Here is a 23820-nt window from a genome sequence, read left to right as displayed (position 1 = left end):
ACCGTCGTCGGTGGCGCGCCTTGAGGACGCGCCTCACAATCGGCGAGCGTGGCCGCTGCGGCACCCGCAACCGGCAACCGGCACGTCATGCCGGTGTTAAGCGACGCATGCCAAGCGCAGATCCGCACCCAGGCCTAACACCGGCCTGACCGCGACCTTGCATCGGCCGCAATCGTTGCCCTCAGCCTTTCTGCGCTGCGATCCAGCGCTGGATCTTGTCCTGCAGGATCTCCAGCGGCACCGAGCCGTCCTTTAGCACTTCGGTGTGGAAGGCGCGGATGTCAAAGCGCGGCCCCAGCTCGCGTTGCGCCTGCTCGCGGAGCTGCGCGATCTTCATTTCGCCGACCTTGTAGGCCAGCGCCTGACCGGGGATGGCCATGTAGCGGTCGACTTCGGCTTCGGCGTCGATGCGGCTCATCGCCGAGTTGTCCAGCATATAGTCGATGGCCTGGTTGCGGGTCCAGCCCTTGCTGTGCAGGCCGGTATCGGCGACCAGCCGGATCGAGCGCCACAGCGCATTCTGCAGATAGCCGTAGGTGTTGTACGGGTCCTGATACAGCCCCAATTCCCGGCCCAGCGATTCGGCATACAGGCCCCATCCTTCGATGTAGGCGGTCTCGCCCCCGAGCCGACGGAACTTGGGCAGGTCGGTCAGCTGCTGCTGCAGCCCAAGCTGGTAATGGTGGCCGGGAATCGCCTCGTGCAGGTACAGGCTCTCCGCTTCCCAGGTCTTGCGCGAGGGCAGGTCGGAGGTATTGACGTAGAAGATGCCCGGCGTGGCGCCAGTGCTGCCACCGACGCTGGGGCGCATGTACGAGCCGCTGGCCGCCGCTTGCGCGCGCTGCGGTTCCACCGCGCGCACTTCCAGCGGCGGCATGTCCTGGCTGGCGAACAGGCGCGGTACCGCGCCTTGCACGCGTCCCTGCAGGCCACGGTAATAGCCCAGCAGCTCGGTATCGCTGCGGAAGCTGAAGCGCTTGTCGGTCTGCATGAACTTGTAGAACTTGGGCAGGTTGCCGCGGAACTTGACCTGCTTGGCCAGCGCGGCGATCTCACCCTGCAGGCGCGCGACCTCGTCCAGCCCGATCTGATGGATCTGCTCCGGGCTCAGGTCGGAGGTGGTGCTCTGACGCACGTCGTAGGCGTACCACGCCGCGCCGTTGGGTAGCGCCGCCAAGCCATCGGTGTCGCGGCAGGCGGGCAGGTATTCGGTGGCGATAAAGCCGCGCAGCGCGCGATACGCCGGCAGGATGCGCACCTCGATCATCCGCTTGTACTCGGCGGTGAGGCGCTGCTTGTCGGCCTCGGGCATGTCGGCCGGCAGGTTGCGGATCGGCCCCCAGAACAGGCTGTCTTCGGCGCTGCGCGCGATGATCGCATCCAGTTGCGGCAGCACTTTCTGCATCAGCACCTTGGGCTGCACCACGCCGGCCTGCATGCCGGCGCGCATGTTGGTGATGGCCTGGTCGAACAGGTCGGGAATGCCCAGCGCACGCCGCGACCAGTTGTCGTAATCCTTGACCGTCTTGAACGGCTGCGCGCCGGTGCCAGAACCGAGCACCACCGCAATGCTGGCGATGTTGTAGAACTGGTTGATCGGCAGCATCCAGCTGGGGAACTGCTCGGCGGCCAGCGCACTGCGCGCATCGCGCACGAAGATCTGGTAGCTGAGCAGGTCCTGCCCGCTTAGACCGTCCGGCCCCAGCGCTTCGGCCTTGCCCAGCCACAACACGGTGAAGTCGTGCGATTGCTGGCGGAACGCTGGCGAGAGGAAGTTGGGCAGCTGGTCGTTGTAGCGGCTCTCGCCCTGGAAGGTGGCCTGCAGCGGATTGAGCTTGAGCGAGGCGTCCCAGTACTGGTCGTAGAGCAGGTTGAGCTGCTGGGCCTTGGTCAGCACCACTGGCGCGGCGACCGCGCGTGGCCTGGCCTTGGCGGCCTTGCTGCCCTTGGCCGTCTTCGACGCCTTGGCCGCCGGCTTGGCGGTCTTCTTGCCTTTGCTCGCCTTCGCGCGCGTTTGCGAGGTCTGTGCCTTGGCGGTCTTCTTCTTGGCCGCATCGGCGGGCGCTGCCACTGACAGGCTCAACACAGCGGCGAGGACCAGCGACAGCAGGCGGGAAAAGCTGAGGGGCATTACCGGCTCCGGAAACAAGCGAGCGGGGAGCTTGCCCGATCCGCACCGTTACGGCCAGCTATCCGGGGCATGCGGCGCACATGCAATTCAGATGCGGCACGGGCAGGCGCAGTGCATCGCTGGAATGGTGCGCTGCGATAACGCACCGCGCAGCGTGCTGCCACGGGCACTGCCGGTCACTGCCGGTCACGGGCAGGCAGTGGGTGGGCGAGGTGCCGCCTTAAGAACGGCTCACAAGTCGTAGCGAGCAGTCGGCAGGTGGGTGTGGACGGCGCGGAGGAACCGGCGTGTACGAACGGTACATGCCGCACCGAGCAGCGGCCGCGCCCGCCTGGTGGTGAGCACAGTCGTTTTGCGAGCTGCGCTTAGTCGGCAGCGGCTTCTTCGCGCAGCTGCTCAGCGCGATCGGCGCCCAGATACGCGCTGATGGCGCGACGCGCGACGTACAGCAGTGGAATCAGGGCGATCGCAAAACCCATCTTGTAGATGTAGTTGAGCGTGCTCACCGCCAGAAACTGGTCGATAGACCAATGCTGCGGGCCAAGCACGAAGGCGATGTAGATCACCACGAAGCTGTCCACCAACTGCGACACCGCGGTAGAGCCGGTGGCACGCAGCCACACGTGTTTTTCGCCGGTGACCTTGCGGATGCGATGGAACACCGACACGTCGATCAACTGGCCGAACAAAAACGCCACCAGCGAGCCGCCGATCGTCCACAAGCCCTGCCCGAACACCGCGGCGAATGCAGCCTGATAGTCCGGCACACCCTGGCTCTGCGCTGCGGTCACCCACCAGCCGGCCGGCGCCAGGGCAATCGCCGCGAACGCAAACAGGAAGCCGTAGCCGATCAGCGCCACGGCCACCCACGAGATGAAACGCACCCCGCGGCTGCCGAAGAACTCGTTGATGGTGTCGGTCATGATGAACACCACCGGCCACAACAAGGTGCCGGCGGTGAAGCTGAGCGAGCCGGTCTGGCCGAACAGGTTCCAGTTCAGCGGTGCGATGCCGAGCGTGTCTTCCAGCGCGAAGATCTTGACGCCGATGAACTCGGCCAGCGCCGCGTTGACGCAGAAGAACGCCGCCAAGGCAATGAACAGGCGGACCGCACGATCGTCGAGGGTACGCGTGTGTGTCATGGCGTCAGCGATCCGCAGTACGGGTGAAGGGAACCGACTCCGGCGAAACCGCGCCGCCGGAGATGATGAAACTCATTGCCTGATCCACAGTCCAGTCGGTGGGCGTGAGCAGCTCCACCGGCACGATTTCCAGATAGCCGGAGGTAGGGTTGGGCGTGGTCGGCACATACACCGCCGCCAGCTCGCGGCCGGTGCCTTGCTCCTTGATCACGCGCGTGACCAGGCCGACCGACTTCATGTCGCGATGCGGGAAGTCGATCAGCACCACGCGCTGTGTGCTGCCGGGCTGGGTCTGCAGGATGTCGAGCAATTTGCGCGCGCTGTCGTAGACCACGCTGGCCAGCGGAATGCGCCGCATGATCGCCTCGAACCAGCGCAGCAGACGCTGGCCGATCACCCGCCGGCTCAGGATGCCGACGAACAGGATCGCCGCCACCGTGGCGACCAAGGCGATGGTGTTCTGCACCCACAGCGCCTTGATCCAGCCCAGGTAATCGGGAAACGAGGCGGCGATGCGCCCGGACAGCGGCACCACCCACGGGCTGCTGATGCCAGAGAGCAGCGAGAAGACGAACTTCACCACCACCCAGGTCAGCCAGACCGGCAGCAGGGTGAGCAACCCGGTCAGAAACACGCGTTGCAGGGAAGGGCGGGTATGCGGAGTGGGGGATTCAGACATCTGCGTAGTGTAGGCATTCGGCCGCGTCCGGTGCAGGTGGGGCGGGGATTTGGGATTGGGCAGTGGGGATTGGTAAAAGAGTGCGTGGTCATCAGACACGCCAACGCTGAAAACCAACATGCCGCGTCCTTGCGGGACGCGGCATGTGATCGAGCAACGACTCGTTAAAACAAAATGCCTGCACATCGAGTCAGCACAGTGCAGCGCGCTGACCAAACACCGCGTTTAGAAGCGGAAGTTCAACCACCCCATCACAAAGGTCGAATCGCCGTAGCCGGCTTTTTCCAGCGCTGGACCGGCCATCAGGTGCTCGGCGCGGAAGGTTACCGACCAGTTCGGATCGATGTTCCAGGTAGCGTTGATACGCGGCATGGTGCCGATGCGACGCTCGCCGGTGCTCTGGGTGCGTGCGTAGGCGCGCGCCTGGTTGTTGTAGATCGCATCGCTGGTGGTCTGGCGCCACAGGGTTTCCCATTCCAAATTCACGGTGAGCTTGGAGGTAGGCGAGAACGTGAATGTCGGCGCGGCAGTGACCAGGTTCACCGGGCCGAAGAACGTGGCCCAGCTGAAGTAGATCGTGTTGCCATAGAGAAAATTGTTATTGCGTAGCGTGCCGGTGCCGGACGTGCCGCCGCCGCCGGAGGCGATTTCGCTATGGAAGCCCAGGCGCGGCTTCCAGCCGCTGTCGCTCAGCGTCCACGCATTGGAGGTGCTGGCCATATACGCGCGCAGGTCGCGTCCGCCGAAACTGCCGCGCTGCACGGTCACGAACGAATCGGTGCGCAGCTTGCCCACGTTGCCCCACAGCCGCAGGCCGTAGTAGTTGCGATTTTCTTCAGCGGTCTGGCGGCCCCAGAGCTGATTGTCGTTGCGGAACTGGTAAAAGAACGGCTCCAGATACATCGGCTTGGCGGTCGGCAACCGATAGCCACCCACCACGCCGCGGAAATGCCGCGAGCGGTCGATGCGGTCGTCGCCCAATCCTTCGGTGCCATCCAGGTTGAAGTTGAAATCGAACACATCCACGCGGGTCTTTTCGCCGATGGCCCAGGCGCGCACACCGTTGAAGGTCACGAAGATATCGGTGTTGTCGCGCAGCGCCATCAATGTGGTCGGGCCGTCGACGAACACCTGACGGCCGACACGCAGGCCGGTGTCGGCGCCGCCGATGTTGCCCTTCACGTCGAAGAACACCTGTTGCAGGATCGCGTTGTTTTCCTGGGTGCCGGTCTTGGCGCCTTCGTTGCGTCCATCCAGGCTGCCGTGCGCCAGTTCCGTATACAGACGGAAGTGCTCGCCCACATGCAGGTCCGCACCGAAGAACGCGCGGAACAGGTACTGCTGCTGCGAATGGCTGCCGGGAATCAGACCGGGATTGGTGATGGTATTGCTGCGCACGCGCAGCTCGTTGCTGAGCGAGACGTAGACATCGCCCGACGCAGTGAGCGGGATGTACTTGAGCGGGTCGAACGGGCTCTTGCGCTTGGACGGATCCTTCAGATACGACCAGTCTTCGGCCCAGCGCACCTGCCACATGTTGCCGCCCTGCTTGGCGCCCCAGCCCCGCGCTTCGAGCGGATAGCCCTTGGCGGTGGCGGGCGCGGCGGTGACCGGCGGCTTGGCGGGTTCCGGCTGGGTCTGTTCGGCATTGGCCGGCGCCGGTTGTGTCTGCGCAAAGCCCAGTACCGGCAGCGCCAACCCGATCGCAAGGCACAGGCGCCGGGTGGCTCCAAAAGAAGTTTCAGCCATGGCCGGCTGCGCCAAGCGTGTCAATTGCATCGTGTTGCCCCATCGAAAAGTGAAAAACCCCTGAGCGAAACTTATCGGCACGGGGGACGTCGACTGTAGTAAAGCCGCGCCAGAAAGGCAGTAACCCAAAGGTTCTAAGCTCATGAACGCACTAGGGTTTGCGCAGGCGAGCGCTAGTGGAGCGGGGACTGGGGATTGGGCAGTGCGGATTCGCAACGGCGCCGATGCGGGATGCGGTGACTTCATTGCGATACCAACAATTGCTCAAGCGTGGCCGGCCGACCAAGCCTCGGCCTTGACCTTTGCGACTCATCGCTGCCGACTCCCCACTCCCCGCCCATGACTACCGGCACATTCGCTATAGCTAGGTTCTACATAGCATCACCTTCGACCTAGCGGAGATGACCGATGACCGAGCCGGATGTCCACCTACGCAAATTTCAGAAGGAGCTGAGCGCCGGCACCGTGTCGCTGGCTTTGCTGGCGGTGCTGGCCCAGGCCGACGAACCGCTGTACGGCTATCTGATCGCCAAGCGGCTCGAGCATCTGGAAGGCGTGCTGAGCGGCAAGCAGAGCGCCTTGTATCCGGTGTTGCGCAATCTGGAAGGGGCAGGACTGTTGGAAAGCCATATCGAGCCGTCCGCATCGGGGCCGCCACGCCGCTACTACCGCATTACCGACAGCGGGCGTGACTGCCTGCGCCAATGGACCGCCGCCTGGCGCGCCACCCGTGATTCCGTTGATTCAGTGCTGCAGGGGACACACCCATGATGACGACCTTACCGACACGTCCGTTGCCGACCACCATTGCCGACTACCTGCTGCAGCTGCGGCAGGCGCTGGTTGGTGCCGACCCGGCGATGATCCAGGATGCGCTTTACGACGCCGAAGAATATCTGCGCGCCGAGCTTGCCGAACAAAGCGGCAAGAGCGAAGCCGACGTCATTGCAGGGGTTGCCGCCAGCTACGGTGCGCCCGATGAAGTGGCCGAGATCTATCGCGAAACCGAGGTCACGGTCAGCCGCGCGTTGCGCCCGCCACTGCCGCCCAAGCGTCCTTCATTGATCGGCAAGTTCTTTGGCGTGGCCGCCGACCCGCGCACCTACGGCGCACTGTTCTACATGTTGCTGTCGCTACTCACCGGCGTGTTCTATTTCACCTGGGTGGTCACCGGGGTCAGCCTGTCGCTGGGCCTGTTGATCCTGATCATCGGCGTTCCGCTGCTGGTGCTGTTCTTCGGCTCGGTGCGCGTGTTGTCGCTGGTGGAAGGACGCATGGTGGAAACCCTGCTCGGGGTGCGCATGCCACGTCGCCCGCAACATCCGGGCGTGCAAGGCGGCTGGCTACAGCGCATCGCTGCGATGTTTACCGACCTGCGGACCTGGAGCACGCTGCTGTACTTCGTGTTGATGCTGCCGTTGGGCAGTGTCTACTTCACGCTGTTTACTACTCTGCTAAGCGTGTCGTTGACGCTCACTGCTGCACCGCTGGCGCTGTTCTTCGATCAAGGAATGTCCATCACCTGGGACGGACAGGTGATCGTGATGCCGCTGATGGTGGTGCCGTTGTCTCTACTGGGGGTGCTGTTGCTGTTCGTCACCCTGCATGCGGCACGCGGGATAGGCACGTTGCACGGCATGCTGGCCAAGCATCTGCTGGTCAAAAGCGGTGATGCGGAGGCGTGATGATCGAGAGTGGCGTGCAACACGCGCGTGGCCTTAGCGCAGCGCACTTTGCATGACACGGATTAAATTGCCTCTCGATTTTTCAGCATAAAAAAAATCCCCGGACATGCCGGGGATTTTTTGTTGTGCAGATCAGGCGCGCTTGCCGCGTTTGCGGATGGGGGTGACGGTGGCCGGGTCGCGGCTGCCGACCGGGTCTGCGTCATAGCGCGCAATGAACTCGCGCACCTGCGGGTAGACCACTTCGCGCCAACGACGGCCGCTGAAGATGCCGTAATGACCGGCACCTTCCACCACCAGATGGCGGCGGTGCGCCGCATCGATACCGGTGCACAGATCGTGCACCGCTTCGGTCTGGCCGAGGCCGGCGATGTCGTCCAGTTCGCCCTCGATGCTCAACAAGGCGGTGTTGCGGATCGCCGACGGCTTGACCAGCTGGCCGTCCACTTTCCACTTGCCCTGCGGCAGCAGGAAGTCCTGAAACACCACGCGAATCGTGTCCAGATAGTATTCGGCCGGCATGTCAAGCACGGCGTTGTACTCGTCGTAGAACTGCCGATGCGCCTGCGCATCCTGCAGATCGCCCTTGACCAGATCGGTGTAGAAATCCCAGTGCGACATCACGTGCCGATTGGGGTTCATCGACAGGAAACCGGCGTGCTGCAAAAAGCCTGGATACACCTGGCGGCCATGTCCCGGATACGGGAACGGCACGGTGTGGATCAGGTTGTTCTGGAACCACTCGATGCCGTTTTCCGTCGCCAGGTTATTGACCTGGGTGGGGCTGCGGCGTGCATCGATCGGCCCGCCCATCATCACCAACGAGCGCGGCGTGGGCTCGTCGTTGGTCGCCATCAACGACACAGCCGCCAACACCGGCACGGTGGGCTGGCACACGCTCACCACATGCAGGCGCTCGGCGCCGATATGGCGGATGAAGTCCTGGATATAGGTGATGTAGTCCTCGAGCCGGAACGCACCGGCTTCCAGCGGCACCATGCGCGCGTCCACCCAATCGGTCACATAGACCTTGTGGTTGCGCAGCAGGGTCCGCACGGTGTCGCGCAGCAGCGTGGCGTGATGGCCGGACAACGGCGCCACCACCAGCACGGCCGGTTGCTCCTTCATCTTGCCGATCAGCTCGACGTGGTCGCTGAAACGCTTGAAGCGCAGCAGGCGACAGAACGGCTTGCTCAGCACCTCGCGTTCGATGATCGGCAGCGAGTGGCCGTCGACCTCGACATCGTCCAGCGCCCAGGCAGGCTTTTCGTATTCCTTGCCCAGCCGATGGAACAGCTCATTGCTGGCCGCCATGCGTTCGGCGCCGGGAAGCGAGGCCCACAGACTGTCGGGGTCGGAAAACATCTTGGCGTTCGCCTGGGCCTGATGCACCCAGGGGGCTAGCAGATTGCGGGTCAGCTCATGCAGTTGATAAAGCATTCCACCCATCCGTGCGGTTTTGCTGCCGCGCAGCATACCGGGTTTGGCGCATTTGCACCTTAATGGGGCTCCGGACGGTAGACGCTGTCACAGAAGCTAGGGCAGGCGTAAGCAGCTTTAGCTGCCGCTGGTCGTGGTCTTTCGAGCGGCTTCGCACGGCTTGAAGACCGCGTTCGCCGGCGGGGTAAGCCTCTGTCTCCCTGCCGGAGAGGGGGGAGGGTACGGGCGAAGCCACATGTGCATCCAACTTGCTGTGGCTTCGTCCGTACCCTCATCCGCCCCTGCGGGGCACCTTCTCCCGGTGGGAGAAGGAGCAGCTCGCTGGGCTGGAAGATCGCGCTCGTCCGCAGGGTAACGGCGGGTCTGACAGGAGTAAGCCCTTCTCCTGCGGGAGATTGGTGAGGCTACGGAGCGACGCTACACACGATAACTGCCTCAAACAGCCAACGTTGCGTCAACCATGCTCCAGCGCCGACGCCTCACCTGCCAGCTGCGGCGACAACCAGCAATGCGAACCCAGCGCGGCGAAGCCGACGCTGGCAAAGCGTTTGCGATACCAGCGCGCCGGGCGTGGCTGGAAGCCGTCGTGGTCGCCTTCGAATGCGTCTTCCTGCGCAAAGGTCTCCAGAAACGCCACGCCTGCGCACATGTCGGCCAGCCCCGGCAGGCCCTGGTTGAATTCGCGCGTGGGCACGTAATGCAGCACGTCCGAGCAGATCAGCAGGTCCACCGGTGCGCAGGGACGTAGCCAGGCAAAATCGCCAAAGCGCGCAGGGTGGATCTGACGGCTGCGTCCGTAGCGCTGCAAGGCGTATGCGCTGCTGTCGAAGCCCAGGTAGCTGAGCTTGGGCCGCAGCGCCAGCAAGGGGGCGCGCCAGGCAGCTTCGCCGCAGCCAATATCCAGCACGCTGCGGATCGGCCGCTCCAGGTAGTACTCGGCCTGTGCGACGACGAGTGCGACCTTGCGTCGCAGCCGGGCCGGGTCGGCCAGCCCGGCATCGCGGTACCAGCGGCGGAAATACTGGGCGTCGTACTGTTTTTCGTCTGACTGCTGCATGGGGCTCAGCTGCTTTCGCGTGCGCGGATAGGTGAAAATGCGGGTCATCCTACGCGAGCCAGCGGAGCCAGCGCATGACCCTGTATTTGTGGATCAAGACCTTCCATCTGTTGTTCGTGATCGCCTGGATGGCAGCGGTGTTCTACCTGCCGCGCATTCTGGTCAACATCGCCGAAGCCGGCAGCGAACCCTCCGTGCGTGCACGGCTGGTGCTGATGGGCCGCCGCCTCTACAGGTTCGGACACAGCATGCTCGGTCTGGCGCTGCTGCTGGGCGCGGTGCTGTGGCAAGGCTACCGGGTGATACCGGATTTCCCCACGATGGTGACCGGCGGCTGGCTGCACGCCAAGTTGTTCGCGGTGGCACTGATCCTGGCGCACTACATCGTGGCCGGACGCTGGTTGAAGGGCGTGGATCAGGGTCGTGCGGTCCCGAGCGGTCGGGCGTTGCGCTTGTTCAACGAGGTGCCGGTGATTCTGCTGGTCGGCGTGATCTGGCTGGTGCTGGCCAAGCCTTTTTAAGCGGTGATGCGCGCAAGGCGGCGTGGAGCGGCTACCAAGACATGGCGAGCAGTGGTCCGGTAGGCGTGGACGGCGCGCCATGAGCAGGAGTGTCCGTGTGGTACAGGCCGCACCGCGCAGCAGCTGTGCCTGCCTGGCGAGGGGCGTAGTAGGGTTGCTAGCTGCCTCTTGGCGTCGCCTTGTCGCCTCGTCGGCATGTGCCAGGTGCTGAAGTCGCCGCGACGCAGGCACATCGACGGATGCCGATGCGTTCGCTGGAAAAAACACTGCTGGCTGGCGGAGCACTGCCTGCAGTGCAGCCGCGCGCTGCATGCCCTGCAGCGATCGCGCAGCACTTCCGGACAAGCAACACGATGCTCGTCATTGGCGATATCCCGCAGCGGAGCGCGATTGGCTTGCGCTCCATCTACGCAGCGAGTGCGCCAGCATCGCGACGGATAGGTGCACGCAAAACGCAGGCCTGACTCAGGCGATCGAACTCAGCTCGCTCAGACCCTTGCGCGCCTGATCGATCCAGCTGCGTTGCTCGCGCTGGTAATGTTTGGGCGAGGCCGCAGCGCGACGCACCACCTGGTCGAACACGGCCTTGGCTTCTTCCGGGCGCGCGGCGCGTTTTAGTAACTGCGCATAGCGCACGCGTGCTTCTTCGCCTGGGTAGCCCTGCACCAGCGTCTCGTATTCGTGCAGCGCTTCTTCGATGGTGCCGCTGCTTTCCACCGCGCGGGCGTACAGCAGATGCCCGTCATGTGAGCGGAAGTTGGGGTTCGCGGCGATCAAGGCATCCAGGGTCTGGCGTGCCTGCGCGGCATTGCCAAGACCGAACTGCGCCTGCGCCAGCCCCAGCATCAGGTCCGGGTCGTCGCGATAGAGGCCGCGCAATGCGCCTTCGTACACCTCTGCGGCCTGCGCATAGTTGCCCTGCTCAAGCAGCGTGCGTGCCAGCTGGCGGCGGTTTTCCGGGGTGTCGGAGACATCCAGTTTGCGGGCGGCATCGCGCTGGTCGCGCTGCGGGTCCAGCTTCCGGCGCACGCGCTGCAAACCACGCCGTGCGGTCGGGTCGTTACGCATGTCCGGGATGACCGCGACAAACGCGTAGATCAACACGGCCAGATACGAGAACGTCAGCAGGATCAAGATCCAGTACAGCGGCCGACCGCTGCGCACGACATGCACGCAGCAGGCGATTTGCAACACGATCGACAGAAGAATGAGTGGGCTCATGCCGGTAGGAGTCCTTGTCCTTAGTGCAAGTTCCTTAAGGCTCCGCCACGCGGAGCCGCAGGATTCAGTTTCCTTCGTAGGCGCCGTAGCTGCGCAGACGCTCGTAGCGTTGTTGCAGCAGTGCTTCGACCGGGATTTTCTCCAGCGCGTCCATCTCGTTGAGCAGCACGGCCTTCAGGCGCTTGCCCATCTGTTCGGGATTGCGGTGTGCACCGCCAGTAGGCTCGCGGATCACCTTGTCGACCAGACCCAGGCCCTTGAGGCGCTTGGCGGTGAGGCCGAGCTGTTCGGCGGCGTCCTTGGCCTTGCCCGCATCCTTCCACAGGATCGAGGCGCAGCCTTCGGGCGAAATCACCGAGTAGGTGCCGTACTCCAGCATCAGGGTGCGGTCGCCGACACCGATGGCCAGCGCGCCACCGGAGCCGCCTTCGCCGATTACGGTGCAGATCACCGGGACTTTCAGCTCGGCCATTTCCAGCAGGTTGCGTGCAATCGCTTCGGACTGGCCGCGTTCTTCGGCACCGATGCCCGGGTAGGCGCCGGGGGTGTCGATGAAGGTCAGCAACGGCAGACGGAAGCGCTCGGCTAGCTTCATCAGGCGCAGCGCCTTGCGGTAACCCTCCGGACGCGGCATGCCGAAGTTACGCGCCACCTTGGTCTTGGTGTCGCGGCCCTTCTGGTGCCCGATGATGACCACCGGGCGGCCGTCGATGCGGCCCAGACCGCCGACAATCGCCTTGTCGTCGGCGTAGGCGCGGTCGCCGGCCAGTTCCTGGAATTCGTCGCAGATGGTGTTGATGTAGTCCAGCGTGTAGGGGCGCTGCGGGTGGCGCGCCAGCTGCGAGATCTGCCACGACGACAGGTCGCGGAAGATCTGTGCGGTGCGCACGCGGGCCTTGTCGCGCAGCGCCCGTACCTCGGTCTCCACATTGACTGCAGGCCCGGTACTGGCGTTGCGCAGTTCCTGGATCTTGGCTTCCAGATCGGCGATGGGTTGCTCGAAGTCGAGGTAGTTAGGATTCATGCAATGGCGTCGTCAACGTAAGGCGGGGAGTGTAGCCGAATGCGTCCGATGGACCCGTACGGTGGGGTTGGGAGAGGAATCGGGAATGGGGAATGGGGAATCGGGAATGGGGAATCGGGAATCAGAGCAAGAAATCGGGGTTCGCTCTTGCGATTCCCCATTCCCGACTCCCCATTCTCACGCCCACGGTGGGCTGTACTTGATCTTCAACGTACGCACCGCCGGATCGGCGCGCAGGCTGTCCATCAGGTGCTGGTCGATGCGCACCGAGTTGCTGCCATTGAGGTCGAGCATGCCGGCCACGCCGCCGCCGGGCGCGCGCAACAGCAGGTCCAGACGCAGCGGCGTCTTGCCGGGTCGGTGCTTGGCCAGCAGGGCGTCGATGCGCTTGAAGGCCTGTTTTTCGCGCAGATCCAGGCGCAGCGACAGCCGTTGCGCATGCTCGGCGCAGATCTGCTCGTAGTCCCAGCATTGGCGAATACGCAGGCTGTAGCCGCCGTTGAATTCGTCCTCGCGCAGGCCGCCCTTGACGATCAGGATGCGGTCGCGGGTGAGCAGGTGGCCGAACTCGGCCATCGCATCGGAGAAGGCGCTGCATTCCACCCGCCCGCGGCCGTCTTCCAGCTGCACGAAGACCTGGCTGTCGCCCTTGCGGCGCACGCCGATCACCTGGCCGGCCAGAATGGCGCTGACTTCCGGGCGCCAGGCGCGTTTTTCGCCATCGCCGCCACCCCCGCCGCCGCCGCGTTGTTGCGAGGCCAGGATCTTTTCCAGCGACCCAAGATCGCAGCCGACCAGCTCGCGGACTTCGTCGCGGTGCGGGTCGAACGGGTGACCACTGAGATAGAAACCCAGCGTTTCGCGCTCGCCGGTGAGCAATTGGCCCAGCGGCCATTCCTTGCTTTCGGGCAGGTCCAGACGCAGCGCCGGCGCACGCGTATCTGCGCCGCCGAACAGTGAGTTCTGGCCGGAAGCGCGTTCGCGCGCCATCTGCTCGGTCGCCTTCATCACTTCCGGCAATTGCAGCATCAGCGAGGCGCGGTTGCTGCCCAGGCCATCCATCGCGCCGGCATTGATCATCGCTTCCAGCGTGCGGCGGTTGAGCTTTGCGGTGCCTACGCGCGTGCAGAAATCCAGCAACGTGGTGTACGCGCCGCCGCGTTGGCGCTCTTCGACAATCGCCTCGCATGCGCCGTGGCCAACGCCCTTGATCGCGCCCAGACCATATTGAATGGTGTCCGGGGTGGCGGCCTCGAACATGTAGGCCGATTCGTTGACGCGCGGCGGCTTGACGGTGAGGCCGAGGTTGCGCACTTCATCGAGAAAGCCGACCACCTTGTCGGTGTTGTCCATGTCCGAGGACAGCGTCGCGGCCATGAATTCGGCCGGGTAATGGCGTTTCAGCCACGCGGTCTGGTAGCTGACCAGCGCGTAGGCGGCGGCGTGCGACTTGTTGAAGCCGTAGCCGGCGAACTTCTCCATCAGGTCGAAGATTTCATCGGCCTTGGCCGCGCTCACGCCGCCCTTGGCCGCACCTTCGCGGAAGATCTCGCGGTGCTTGGCCATTTCGGCCGGCACCTTCTTGCCCATCGCACGACGCAACAGGTCGGCGCCGCCCAGCGAATAATCGCCGACGATCTGCGCCATCTGCATCACCTGCTCCTGATACACCATGATGCCGTAGGTGTCTTTCAGGATCGCTTCGGTGCGCGGATCCGGGTAGATGATCTCCTGCTGGCCGTGCTTACGCGCGTTGAAGTCCGGGATCAGGTCCATCGGGCCGGGGCGGTACAGCGACACCAGCGCGATCAGGTCTTCGAAACGGTCCGGGCGCGCGTCCTTGAGCAGGCGGCGCATGCCCGAGGATTCGAACTGGAACACCGCACCTGTATTGCCCGAGGCGAACACGCCCTTGTAGGTGGGCACGTCGTCGAGCGGAATGGTGGTGATGTCGACCGGGTCGATGCCGGCGCGCGCGTGGCGCACGTTGATCGCCTTGACCGCCCAGTCGATGATGGTCAGCGTGCGCAGGCCGAGGAAGTCGAACTTCACCAGGCCCACCGCTTCGACGTCGTCCTTGTCGAACTGGGTGACCGGATTCTTGCCGCGGCCGTCTTCGTCGTGTTCGGCGAACAGCGGGCAGAACTCGCTCAGCGGTTCGGGCGCGATCACCACGCCGCCGGCGTGCTTGCCGGCGTTGCGGGTGAGGTCTTCGAGCTGGCGCGCCAGGTCCATCAGGTCGCGTACGTCGTCTTCGACCTGATAGCGCTGGATCAGATCCGGCGAGGCCATCTCCGAATCCTTGCCTTCGCCCATCGCATCCTTGAGCGTGATGCCCAGGATGTTGGGGATCAGCTTGGCGACGCTGTCGACCAGACCATAAGTGAAGCCAAGCACGCGCCCGGCGTCGCGCACCACCGCCTTGGCGGCCATGGTGCCGTAGGTGATGATCTGGCTGACCCGCTCGCGGCCGTACTTGCGCGCCACGTAGTCGATGACTTCGTCGCGGCGATCCATGCAGAAGTCGATGTCGAAGTCGGGCATCGACACGCGCTCTGGATTCAAGAAGCGCTCGAACAGCAGGTTGTACGGCAGCGGGTCCAGATCGGTGATCTGCAGTGCCCAGGCCACCAGCGAACCGGCACCGGAACCGCGGCCCGGGCCGATCGGGATGCCCTGATTCTTGCCCCACTGGATGAAGTCGGCGACGATCAGAAAGTAGCCGGGGAAGCCCATCTTGATGATGGTGTCCAGCTCGAATTCGAGCCGGTCGACATAGTCCTGGCGGGTCTTGCCGGGCGCGATCGGGCTCTTTTCCAGGCGCGCGGCCAGACCGTCGCGCGACTGGCTGCGGATCCAGCTGTCCAGGGTCTCGTCTTCGGGCACCGGATAGGCGGGCAGGAAGTAGGTGCCCAGGCGCATCTCGATGTTGCAGCGCTGCGCCAGCGCATGCGTGTTGTCGATCGCATCGGGCACGTCGGCGAACAGCGCGGCCATTTCATCGCCGGACTTCAGGTACTGCTGGTCGCTGTAGTCGCGCGGGCGCTTGGGGTCGTCCAGCACGCGGCCGGAGGAAATGCACACACGCGCTTCGTGCGCATTGAAGTCGCTGGCATACAGAAAGCGCACATCGTTGCTGGCCACCACCGGCAGCCCGCGCACGCCGGCGGCATGCAGGGCGAACTGGTTGAAGCGTTCTTCGCCCTCGCGCCCGGTGCGGGTCAGCTCCAGGTGCAGGCCATCGCCGAACACGCGTTGCCAGTCGGCGAGCTGTTGCTCGGCCAGATCGGCGCGGCCCTCGGAAAACAGGCGGCCGGCCAGGCTGTCGCGGCCGGCCAGGGCGAACAGATTGGCATGCCCGGCCTGCAGCCATTCCGGGTGGATTGCCACGCCGCCTTCGGGGCGGTGGCCTTCCATCCAGGCGCGCGTCAGCAGCCGCGACAGGCTCAGGTAGCCCTCGCGGTCGCGGCACAGCAGGGTCATGCGCCAGGGCGTCATGTCCGGGGTGGCGATCATCACGTCGGCGCCGGCAATCGGCTTGATGCCGACGCCTTCGGCGGCCTTGTAGAACTTGACCAGCGCGAACAGGTTATTGAGGTCGGTGACTGCCAGGGATGGCATGTCGAGCTCGACCGCGCGGCTCAGCAGGTTGGCCTGCTTGGCCTTTTTCGGGTCAGCCTGATCCGGTTTCTCGGGCACGCGGATAGTGGAATCCGCCAACGAGAACTCGGTGTGGACGTGCAGATGGACGAAACGGGAAGTGGACATGCGAGACCGGAATAATGCGCGGTCAGGGTACCGGCGGGGGCGGGGACGAACAAGGCTTGACAGGTGGGTGCGGGACGCGGGATCCGGCAGCAGGGGGCCGGGAAAGCGCTGAATCGCCAGCTGCCGGGGCCTTGGGGAGGCATTTGGCTGATGAGGAATTCAGGTTCTTTGCGGGTAGAACGATCCATGTCTGCAACTCCAGCGACGGATTGCACAATGTGCAGATGTTCCGATCACAGGTCCCGAGGAGAAACCAAACCAACGGTGCCAGAACGCCCGCCGCCTATGGCCGGACAACCAGCTCCACGACCTGCAGCTGTTGCGGGTCGCCGCTCCCGGGTCCCGGGTCCCGGCTTTCACGGCCTTCCAGCGCCAGCCGCACCGGCGCAAAGCTGCGGCGATGCTGCGGACACGGCCCATGGGTGCGCAGCGCGGTCAGATGCACCGGCGTGGCATAGCCCTTGTGCTGGTCGAAGCGGTATTCCGGATGCTGCGCGTGCAGTTCGTGCATCAGCCGATCGCGGGTGACCTTGGCCACGATCGAAGCGGCCATGATGGCGCGGTCCAGCGCGTCGCCGCCGATCAGCGCCTCGGCCGGGCAGGGCAGTCCCTTGGGCACACGGTTGCCGTCGATGCGCGCAAACCCGGCCACGTGCGCCACGCCTTCCACCGCCCGCCGCATGCCCAGCATGGTGGCCTGGTAGATGTTGATGCGGTCGATTTCTTCGCTGTCGATCAACACCACCGACCACGCCAGCGCCCGGTCGACGATGCGCGCATACAACTGCTCGCGGCGCTCGGCGCTGAGCTGCTTGGAATCGTCCAGCCCGTTGATGCGCGGTTTGCTCGGGTCGAACACCACCGCCGCCACCGCCACCGGCCCGGCGAGCGGCCCCCGGCCTGCTTCGTCGACGCCGGCGATCAAGAGCCGGGATTGGGGATTGGGCATTTGGGATTGGCCGAACAACGGCGATTGGCGTTGTTCGGCGTTCTCGCCCAAGGGCAATGTGGATGGAGCAGCGATTTTCATGCCGTGGCTCCTGACGAATCCCGACTCCCCACTCTCGAATCCCCGCCCTCAAGCAGCTCTGCCACCGCATCGGCTGCGCGTGCGGAGGCGTCGCGGCGGAGTTCGGCGTGCAGGGCCAGATAACGCGGTTGCAGGGCGGCGACCTTGTCCGGGTGCTTGAACCAATCCAGCAGCGCCACGCACAGCCGTTCCGGAGTGCAGTCGTCCTGCATCAGCTCGGGGGCGAGGTCGGCGTTGGCCAGGATGTTGGGCAGCGCGTAGCGGTTGACCTTGAGCAAGCCCAGTGTCTTGACGATGCGATAGGTCAGTGGCGCGACCTTGTAGCCGACCACCATCGGCCGCTTGACCAGCATCGCCTCCAGCGTGGCGGTGCCCGAGGCCAGCAGCACCACATCGGCGGCCAGCATGGCGGTGCGCGCCTGGCCGTCGAGCAGGTGCGAGCGCATCACCGGCAACGAACTGCGCGACAGCTGTTCGGCCAGCAACTGCTTGCAGCCCGGATTGGCGGCGGGGACCAGCACATGCAGATTGGGCAGGTGCTCGGAGACCAGCCAGGCGGCCTGGAAGAAGGTGTCGCCCAGCTTGCTGATCTCGCCATGCCGGCTGCCCGGCAGCACCGCCAGCACGGTGCTGGAGGCGGAAATTCCCAATGTGGCGCGGGCCGCCTCGCGGTCGGCCTTGTAAGCGATGTCGTCGGCCATGGGGTGACCAACAAAGCGCGCATCCACGCCGTGCTTGGCGTAGATCGGCGGCTCCATCGGGAACAGACACAGCACCAGGTCGGCGCTGGCGCCGATCTTCTCGGCACGTTTCTCGCGCCATGCCCACACCGATGGGCTGACGTAGTGCACGGTGCGAATGCCGCGCTGCTTGAGCCAGCGTTCGACCGGCAGATTGAAATCCGGCGCATCGATGCCGATGAACACGTCCGGCTTCCACGCCAGCACGCGCTCGCGGAAGGCGCGGCGCAGCTTGAGCAGGCGCGGCAGATGGCGTAGTACTTCGGTCAGCCCCATCACCGCCAGCTCGCTTGCATCGAACCAGGTCTGGCAACCGGCACCGCGCATCGCATCGCCACCGATACCCGCGAATTCCGCATCGGGATACCGCAGCCGCAACTGCGCAATCAGCCCGGCGCCCAGGATGTCGCCGGAGGCTTCGCCGGCGATCAGGGCAATGCGGGGCGCGCGCTTGCGCGCGCCGGGAATCGGGAGTGGGGAATGGGGAATCGGTCGTGCAGTCGGAACGCTGCCGGCCGACGGGCCGTTGCGCTGGCCGTCCACGATTCCCGATTCCCGATTCCCGATTCCCGTCATCGCAGCAACGGCCTTTCTGCCGCTTCGATGAACTCGAGCATGCCGCGGACGTCTTCGCTGTCCTTGGCTTGTTCGGCCAGTTGCAGCTTGGCGTCGGCCAGCGGCAGGCCGGCGACGTACAGCGTGCGGTAGGCGCGCTTGATCGCGGTGATGCGCTCGGCATCGAAGCCGCGACGCTTGAGGCCTTCGCTGTTGATGCCGCGCGGGCGGCCCAGCGACTCGCTGCCGACCATGGTGAACGGCGGCACGTCGCCGTTGGTCAGCGCGCCCATGCCCAGGAAGGCGTGCGCGCCGATACGGCAGAACTGATGCGCACCGGCAAAGCCGCTGATGATCACGTAATCGCCCACGGTGACGTGGCCGGCCAGCGTGGTGTTGTTGGAGAACACGCAGTGGTTGCCGACATGGCAGTCGTGCGCCACATGCGTGTAGGCCAGCATCCAGTTGTCGTTGCCGACCACGGTGATGCCGCCGCCGCCGCCGGTGCCGCGATTGATGGTGACGAATTCGCGGATCACGTTGCCGTCGCCGATCGTAAGCTCGGTACGCTCGCCGGCGTACTTCTTGTCCTGCGGTTCGCCGCCGATCGCCGCATGCCCGATGAAGCGGTTGTTGCGGCCGATCCGGGTCGGGCCGTGGATCGAGCAATGCGGCCCCACCTCGGTCCCGGCACCGATGTGGACATCGGCGCCGATCAGGCAGAACGCGCCAACGCGCACATCGTCGGCCAGTTGCGCCGACGGGTCGATGACGGCGGTGGGATGAATCAAAGGTGTCGAATCACGCATCGTGTCTCACTCCGGGAGCGGGTCATTACCTGGCGCCGGCGCACATCACCTCGGCACTGGCCACAATTTCGCCGTTGACCTTGGCCTCGCCATAGAAGCATCCCACATTGCGGATCAGGCGCTTCATCTGCACCTCCATGATCAGCACATCGCCGGGGACCACCTGCTTGTTGAAGCGCGCATTGTCCACCTTGACCATGTAGAACAGCTGGGACAACGCATCGCGGCCCAGGCCGAGCTGGGTCATCACGCCACCGACCTGCGCCAGCGCTTCGATGATCAACACGCCCGGCATCACCGGACGGTTCGGGAAGTGGCCCTGGAAGAACGGCTCGTTGATGCTGACGTTCTTCTGCCCGACGATGCGCTTGGCTTCCAGGTCCAGTTCGATGACCCGATCGACCAGCAGAAACGGGTAGCGGTGCGGGATCAGCGTCTGGATCTGGTTGACGTCGATCGGCAGCTCGTAAACGGGGTAACTCATGCGTTCTCCTTGCCCACAGCCAGGATGCGCCTTGCCAGCGCATCGAGTTGTTTGAAGCGCGCGGCATTCTTGCGCCACGTGCGATTGTCGGTGAGAGGGGTGCCAGACGAATATTCGCCCGGCTCATGGATGGAATTGCGCACCACCGACTTGCCGGTGATCACGACCTTGTCGCAGATCTCCAGGTGGCCGACCACGCCGACATGCCCGCCGAGCAGGCAATAGCGGCCGATCTTGGCGCTGCCGGCAATGCCGGTGCAGCCAGCGATCGCGCTGTGCGCGCCGATCCGGCAGTTGTGGGCGATCTGCACCAGGTTATCCACGCGCACGTCTTCTTCCAGCACGGTGTCTTCCAGCGCACCGCGGTCGATGCAGGTGTTGGCGCCAATCTCGCAGTCGTCGCCGATCACCACGCCGCCCAGCTGCGGCACCTTGATCCAGTGGCCGGCATCCATCGCCAGGCCGAACCCATCGGCGCCGATCACCGCGCCGGGATGAATCCGCACGCGTTTGCCCAGCCGCACCCGGGTGACCAGGGTGACGCGGGCGATCAGCTCGCTGCCATCGTCCACCACGCAGTCTTCGCCGATGATGCTGCCGGTGCCGATGATGCAGCCATCGCCCACGCGGCTGCGCGCACCGATGCTGACGAACGGTCCGACATGCGCGCCAGGCGACACCTGTGCGCTGGGGTCGATCACCGCCAAGGGATGAATGCCGGGCTCGCGCACCGGCGCCACATCGAACAACGCCGCGATCTTGGCGAATGCGGTGTACGGGTCCTTGGCAACCAGCACGGTGCTGTGCGCCGCCTCGGCGTCCTCGGCGCGCACCACCACCACGGCAGCCTGCGTGTCAGCCAACTGCGGCCGATAGCGCGGGTTGGACAGGAAGCTCAGCTGGCCCGCTCCGGCGTGCGCCAGCGTCGCCACCCCGGTGACCTCGGTCGCGCCGTCGCCCGCGACGGTCAGACCAAATTGTTCGGCAATCGCACTGGCAGTCAGGGGCATCAGGTGAACCTCGCGTAAACAGTAAGTGGCTGTTTTTACGGAAAAAAAACATCGCCAAAAATTCGCTAAACAGTCAGGCGTATCTGTTGCCTGGCCGCAACCGAGCGGCTAACCCAGGAAGAAGCATATGAAAACTCTCCTCTCCATGTTCGCAGGCGTGGTCCTGTTGGGCGCAGTCAGCAGCGCCTCGGCCGATGATTTCGCGCAGGAGCGTGCCGACGCTCATAGCTTCTGGGACCAGCAGGTCCAGTGTGTGGATACATCCGATTGGAGCGGGACGGCGACCTGTCTGAGCACGTTGTTCCAGAGCTACTTCTGAGCCTGTAACACCTCAGGCATGACAGACAAACAATGGCGGCCCGACCAGTCGGGCCGCCATTGTTTTGCGTGCGTCTTAGAACTGGCCGCCGAAGGTGAACTGCAGGCGCTCGATCTCGTCGTTGTCTTCCTTCTTCAGCGGGAACGCGTAGCTGATCGAGATGGGGCCGACCGGGGCGCGCCACAACAGCGCCACACCGGTGGAGGCGCGCAACTCGTTGGCCTTGAAGTTGTCCACGCCGTCGTACACGTTACCGAAGTCGAAGAACGCCGAGATGCGCGCCGACGGGCTGTCGAACAGCTTCGGGAAGTACATTTCCACCGAGCCGACGGTCTTGAACGACCCACCCAGCGGCTGGCCGCGGTTGAAGCCGTTGATCGGCTCCGAGCGCGGACCCAGGGTGTTGTCTTCGAAGCCGCGCACCGAGTTGGTACCGCCGGCGTAGAAGTTCTCGTAGAACGGCAGGCCGGTCGCAGTGATGGTGCGCGAGGTGCCATTGGGGCCGGCCACTACGCGTGTGCTGTCGTTGCCATAGCTATCGCCGTAACCCAGCTCGAAGCGCGTGTTCAACACCAGCGCCGGGATGATCGGCCAGTAGTTGGAGATCTGGTAGTTGAGCTTGTAGTACTCGACCGTGGAGCCAGGCAGGGTGGTTTCCAGGCCGACGCGCTGGTACATGCCGCGGGTCGGCATGAAGAAGTCGTTGCGGGTGTCGCGCGCCCAGCCCAGCTCGCTGCGCCAGGCATGGAAGGTGCGCGTGCCGATCGCATCGATGTAATCGACGATCGCCTGCGGCGTGGTGCCCGGGAACGTGGTGATCTGGTTGCTGTCGATGCCGATCATTGCCGAGACGGTGTCGTTCTCGGTGATTGGCACGCCGAACACCACCTGCGCCGAGCCGTTCTTGCTGTTGAACTGCGCGGTGTTGAAGTCCGAGTAATCCAGCGAGCGCCACGACAGGTTGTAGCCCAGCGACACGCCATCGTCGGTAAAGAACGGGTTGGTATAGGAGAACGCGTAACGCTGCTGGAAGGTGCTGCGCGAGGCTTCCACCGCCACCCGGTTACCGCCGCCCAGGAAGTTGTTCTGCGACAACTGCACCGAGGTGGTCACACCGAAGCTTTGCGAGTAACCCAGGCCGAACACGAAGCTGCCGGAAGTGGTTTCCTTGACGTCGTAGATCACGTCCACCTGGTCGTTGCTGCCAGGCACCGCCGGGGTCTCCACGTTCACCGACTCGAAGTAGCCCAGGCGCTGCAGACGGATCTTGGAACGGTCGATCGCGGCCTGCGAGTACCAGGTGTTCTCGAACTGGCGCATTTCGCGGCGCAACACTTCGTCGGAGGTGCGGCTGTTGCCCTTGTACAGGATCCGGCGCACGGTCACGCGCGGGCCCGGCACCACCTGCAGGTTTACCGCAACGGTGCGGTCCTCGCGGTTCGGCGTCGGAAGCGGGTTGACCTTGGCGAACGCGTAACCGACGTTGCTCAGCGTGTTGGTGATCGCATCGGAGGTGTATTCCAGCAACGCGCGCGAGAAGATATCGCCGGCCTTGGGAATCACCAGACGCTCGATGTCGGCCTGCGGCAGCACGGTGTCGCCGGTGACCTTGATGTCGGAAATCTTGTACTGCTCGCCCTCGGTGACGCCGGCGCTGACGAACATGTCGCGCTTGTCGGGGCTGATCGCCACCTGGGTGGAGTCGATGCTGAAGTCGACATAGCCACGGTCCAGGTACCAGGAGTTGAGCTTCTCCAGGTCGCCGGACATCTTTTCCTTGGAGTACTGGTCGTCGCGGCGGTACCACGAGGCCCAGTTGTGCTCCTTGGATTCCCAGTTCTCCAGGATGTCTTCGTTGGCGAACTTTTCGGTACCGATCAGGTTGACGTGACGGATCTTCGCCGCCTTGCCTTCCTTGATCGCGATGGCCACATCGACGCGATTACGGTCCAGCGGGCTGACGGTCGGAGTGATCTCGACGTTGTACTTGCCGCGGTTGTTGTACTGACGGGTCAGTTCCTGGGTCACGCGGTCCAGGCTCAGGCGATCGAAGGTGCCGCCTTCGGTCAGGCCGATATCGCCCAGGCCTTTGAGCAGCTCTTCGGACTTGATGTCCTTGTTGCCGGTCACGGTGAGCTTGTTGATCGCCGGGCGTTCCTTGACCGTGATCACCAGGATGTTGCCCTGGCGGTCCAGCTGCACGTCTTCGAAGAAGCCGGTGCGGTACAGCGCCCGGATCGAGTCGGCCACCTTGGTGTCGTCCACGGTGTCGCCGCGGTTCACCGGCAGATAGGTGAACACGGTGCCGGAAGCGATGCGCTGCAGGCCGTCGACGCGGATGTCGCTGGCAACGAACGGCTCTGCGGCCAGGGCAACGGCTGGCAGGCTGAGGCCGGCGGCAAGAGCGAGGGCAAGCAGGCGGCGAGTGGGAAGACGCGTCATGTCACATCCGGTTG

General features: G+C 64.5%; 19 protein-coding genes and 2 other RNA genes. 4 read left to right on the top strand and 17 right to left on the bottom strand.

Annotation, left to right across the window (positions count from 1 at the left end; genetic code table 11):
* Positions 1-181: 181 nt before the first annotated feature.
* The 5 genes from VC212_RS01500 to VC212_RS01480 all read right to left on the bottom strand — a co-directional run bounded on the left by VC212_RS01500 (position 182) and on the right by VC212_RS01480 (position 5731).
* Positions 182-2131: a DUF885 family protein gene (locus tag VC212_RS01500; RefSeq protein ID WP_323514140.1), complete on the bottom strand. Its 1950-nt coding sequence runs from the start codon at positions 2129-2131 to the stop codon at positions 182-184.
* A 228-nt stretch (positions 2132-2359) separates the two neighbouring features.
* Positions 2360-2435: non-coding RNA, sX9 sRNA (locus VC212_RS01495), on the bottom strand.
* Positions 2436-2496: 61 nt separating this feature from the next.
* The gene (locus tag VC212_RS01490) at positions 2497-3273 is read right to left on the bottom strand and encodes a queuosine precursor transporter (protein WP_115553365.1); all 777 of its coding nucleotides are present in this window, start codon (positions 3271-3273) and stop codon (positions 2497-2499) included.
* Positions 3274-3277: 4 nt separating this feature from the next.
* The gene (locus tag VC212_RS01485; protein ID WP_055845184.1) at positions 3278-3952 is read right to left on the bottom strand and encodes a DUF502 domain-containing protein; all 675 of its coding nucleotides are present in this window, start codon (positions 3950-3952) and stop codon (positions 3278-3280) included.
* Positions 3953-4177: 225 nt separating this feature from the next.
* Positions 4178-5731 carry an alginate export family protein gene (locus VC212_RS01480; RefSeq protein WP_323514138.1) on the bottom strand — a complete coding sequence of 518 codons (1554 nt, stop codon included), beginning with the start codon at positions 5729-5731 and terminating at the stop codon, positions 4178-4180.
* A 378-nt stretch (positions 5732-6109) separates the two neighbouring features.
* Between VC212_RS01480 and VC212_RS01475 the strand changes: the two genes are divergently transcribed.
* Entirely contained in the window at positions 6110-6472 is a 363-nt protein-coding gene (locus VC212_RS01475; protein WP_323514136.1) for a PadR family transcriptional regulator, read from the top strand.
* The gene (locus VC212_RS01470) at positions 6472-7386 is read left to right on the top strand and encodes a sensor domain-containing protein (protein ID WP_161963873.1); all 915 of its coding nucleotides are present in this window, start codon (positions 6472-6474) and stop codon (positions 7384-7386) included. The genes VC212_RS01475 and VC212_RS01470 overlap by 1 nt, the downstream gene beginning before the upstream one ends.
* 132 nt (positions 7387-7518) lie before the next feature.
* On the opposite strand, the gene VC212_RS01465 is transcribed toward VC212_RS01470, so the two are convergent.
* Complete coding sequence (locus VC212_RS01465; protein WP_005993627.1) at positions 7519-8862, bottom strand: polyhydroxyalkanoate depolymerase; 1344 nt, start codon at positions 8860-8862, stop codon at positions 7519-7521.
* 418 nt (positions 8863-9280) lie between these two features.
* Positions 9281-9883 carry a class I SAM-dependent methyltransferase gene (locus VC212_RS01460; RefSeq protein ID WP_323514135.1) on the bottom strand — a complete coding sequence of 201 codons (603 nt, stop codon included), beginning with the start codon at positions 9881-9883 and terminating at the stop codon, positions 9281-9283.
* A 74-nt stretch (positions 9884-9957) separates the two neighbouring features.
* On the opposite strand from VC212_RS01460, the gene VC212_RS01455 reads away from it, so the two are divergent.
* Positions 9958-10404, top strand: a complete 447-nt coding sequence (locus tag VC212_RS01455; RefSeq protein WP_115512148.1) for a CopD family protein — start codon at positions 9958-9960, stop codon at positions 10402-10404.
* Positions 10405-10433: 29 nt separating this feature from the next.
* On the opposite strand, the gene VC212_RS01450 is transcribed toward VC212_RS01455, so the two are convergent.
* From VC212_RS01450 to lpxD, 9 genes are all read right to left on the bottom strand, one after another.
* Positions 10434-10510, bottom strand: a non-coding RNA gene (locus VC212_RS01450) — sX9 sRNA.
* Positions 10511-10869: 359 nt separating this feature from the next.
* On the bottom strand, positions 10870-11625 hold the full coding sequence (locus VC212_RS01445) for a tetratricopeptide repeat protein (RefSeq protein ID WP_055845166.1): 756 nt from the start codon (positions 11623-11625) through the stop codon (positions 10870-10872).
* Between the two features lie 64 nt (positions 11626-11689).
* Positions 11690-12649 carry an acetyl-CoA carboxylase carboxyltransferase subunit alpha gene (locus VC212_RS01440; RefSeq protein WP_055845163.1) on the bottom strand — a complete coding sequence of 320 codons (960 nt, stop codon included), beginning with the start codon at positions 12647-12649 and terminating at the stop codon, positions 11690-11692.
* A 177-nt stretch (positions 12650-12826) separates the two neighbouring features.
* Complete coding sequence (gene dnaE, locus VC212_RS01435; protein ID WP_323514134.1) at positions 12827-16417, bottom strand: DNA polymerase III subunit alpha; 3591 nt, start codon at positions 16415-16417, stop codon at positions 12827-12829.
* Positions 16418-16700: 283 nt separating this feature from the next.
* Positions 16701-17366 (bottom strand): ribonuclease HII, encoded by a 666-nt coding sequence (locus VC212_RS01430; RefSeq protein WP_323514277.1) that lies wholly within the window; start codon positions 17364-17366, stop codon positions 16701-16703.
* Positions 17367-17443: 77 nt separating this feature from the next.
* On the bottom strand, positions 17444-18730 hold the full coding sequence (gene lpxB / locus VC212_RS01425; RefSeq protein WP_323514276.1) for a lipid-A-disaccharide synthase: 1287 nt from the start codon (positions 18728-18730) through the stop codon (positions 17444-17446).
* Positions 18731-18759: 29 nt separating this feature from the next.
* Positions 18760-19551, bottom strand: coding sequence for an acyl-ACP--UDP-N-acetylglucosamine O-acyltransferase (gene lpxA, locus VC212_RS01420; RefSeq protein ID WP_055845151.1), 792 nt, complete (start codon positions 19549-19551; stop codon positions 18760-18762).
* A gap of 25 nt (positions 19552-19576) precedes the next feature.
* A complete protein-coding gene (fabZ, locus tag VC212_RS01415) occupies positions 19577-20035 on the bottom strand; it encodes a 3-hydroxyacyl-ACP dehydratase FabZ (RefSeq protein ID WP_055845149.1) in 459 nt (152 codons plus the stop codon).
* Positions 20032-21045 carry a UDP-3-O-(3-hydroxymyristoyl)glucosamine N-acyltransferase gene (gene lpxD, locus VC212_RS01410; protein ID WP_323514132.1) on the bottom strand — a complete coding sequence of 338 codons (1014 nt, stop codon included), beginning with the start codon at positions 21043-21045 and terminating at the stop codon, positions 20032-20034. Before lpxD ends, fabZ begins: the two co-directional genes overlap by 4 nt.
* A gap of 127 nt (positions 21046-21172) precedes the next feature.
* On the opposite strand from lpxD, the gene VC212_RS01405 reads away from it, so the two are divergent.
* The gene (locus tag VC212_RS01405) at positions 21173-21364 is read left to right on the top strand and encodes a hypothetical protein (RefSeq protein ID WP_115527438.1); all 192 of its coding nucleotides are present in this window, start codon (positions 21173-21175) and stop codon (positions 21362-21364) included.
* A 75-nt stretch (positions 21365-21439) separates the two neighbouring features.
* Here the strand turns inward: VC212_RS01405 and bamA are convergent, their stop codons facing one another.
* Positions 21440-23806, bottom strand: a complete 2367-nt coding sequence (gene bamA, locus VC212_RS01400) for an outer membrane protein assembly factor BamA (protein ID WP_055845140.1) — start codon at positions 23804-23806, stop codon at positions 21440-21442.
* Between the last annotated feature and the right edge of the window lie 14 nt (positions 23807-23820).

The organism is Xanthomonas sp. WHRI 8932A (assembly GCF_035012785.1).
Lineage (GTDB): Bacteria > Pseudomonadota > Gammaproteobacteria > Xanthomonadales > Xanthomonadaceae > Xanthomonas.
Note: the sequence above shows the minus strand (reverse complement) of the source record. Positions and strands in the feature narration are given on the sequence as shown.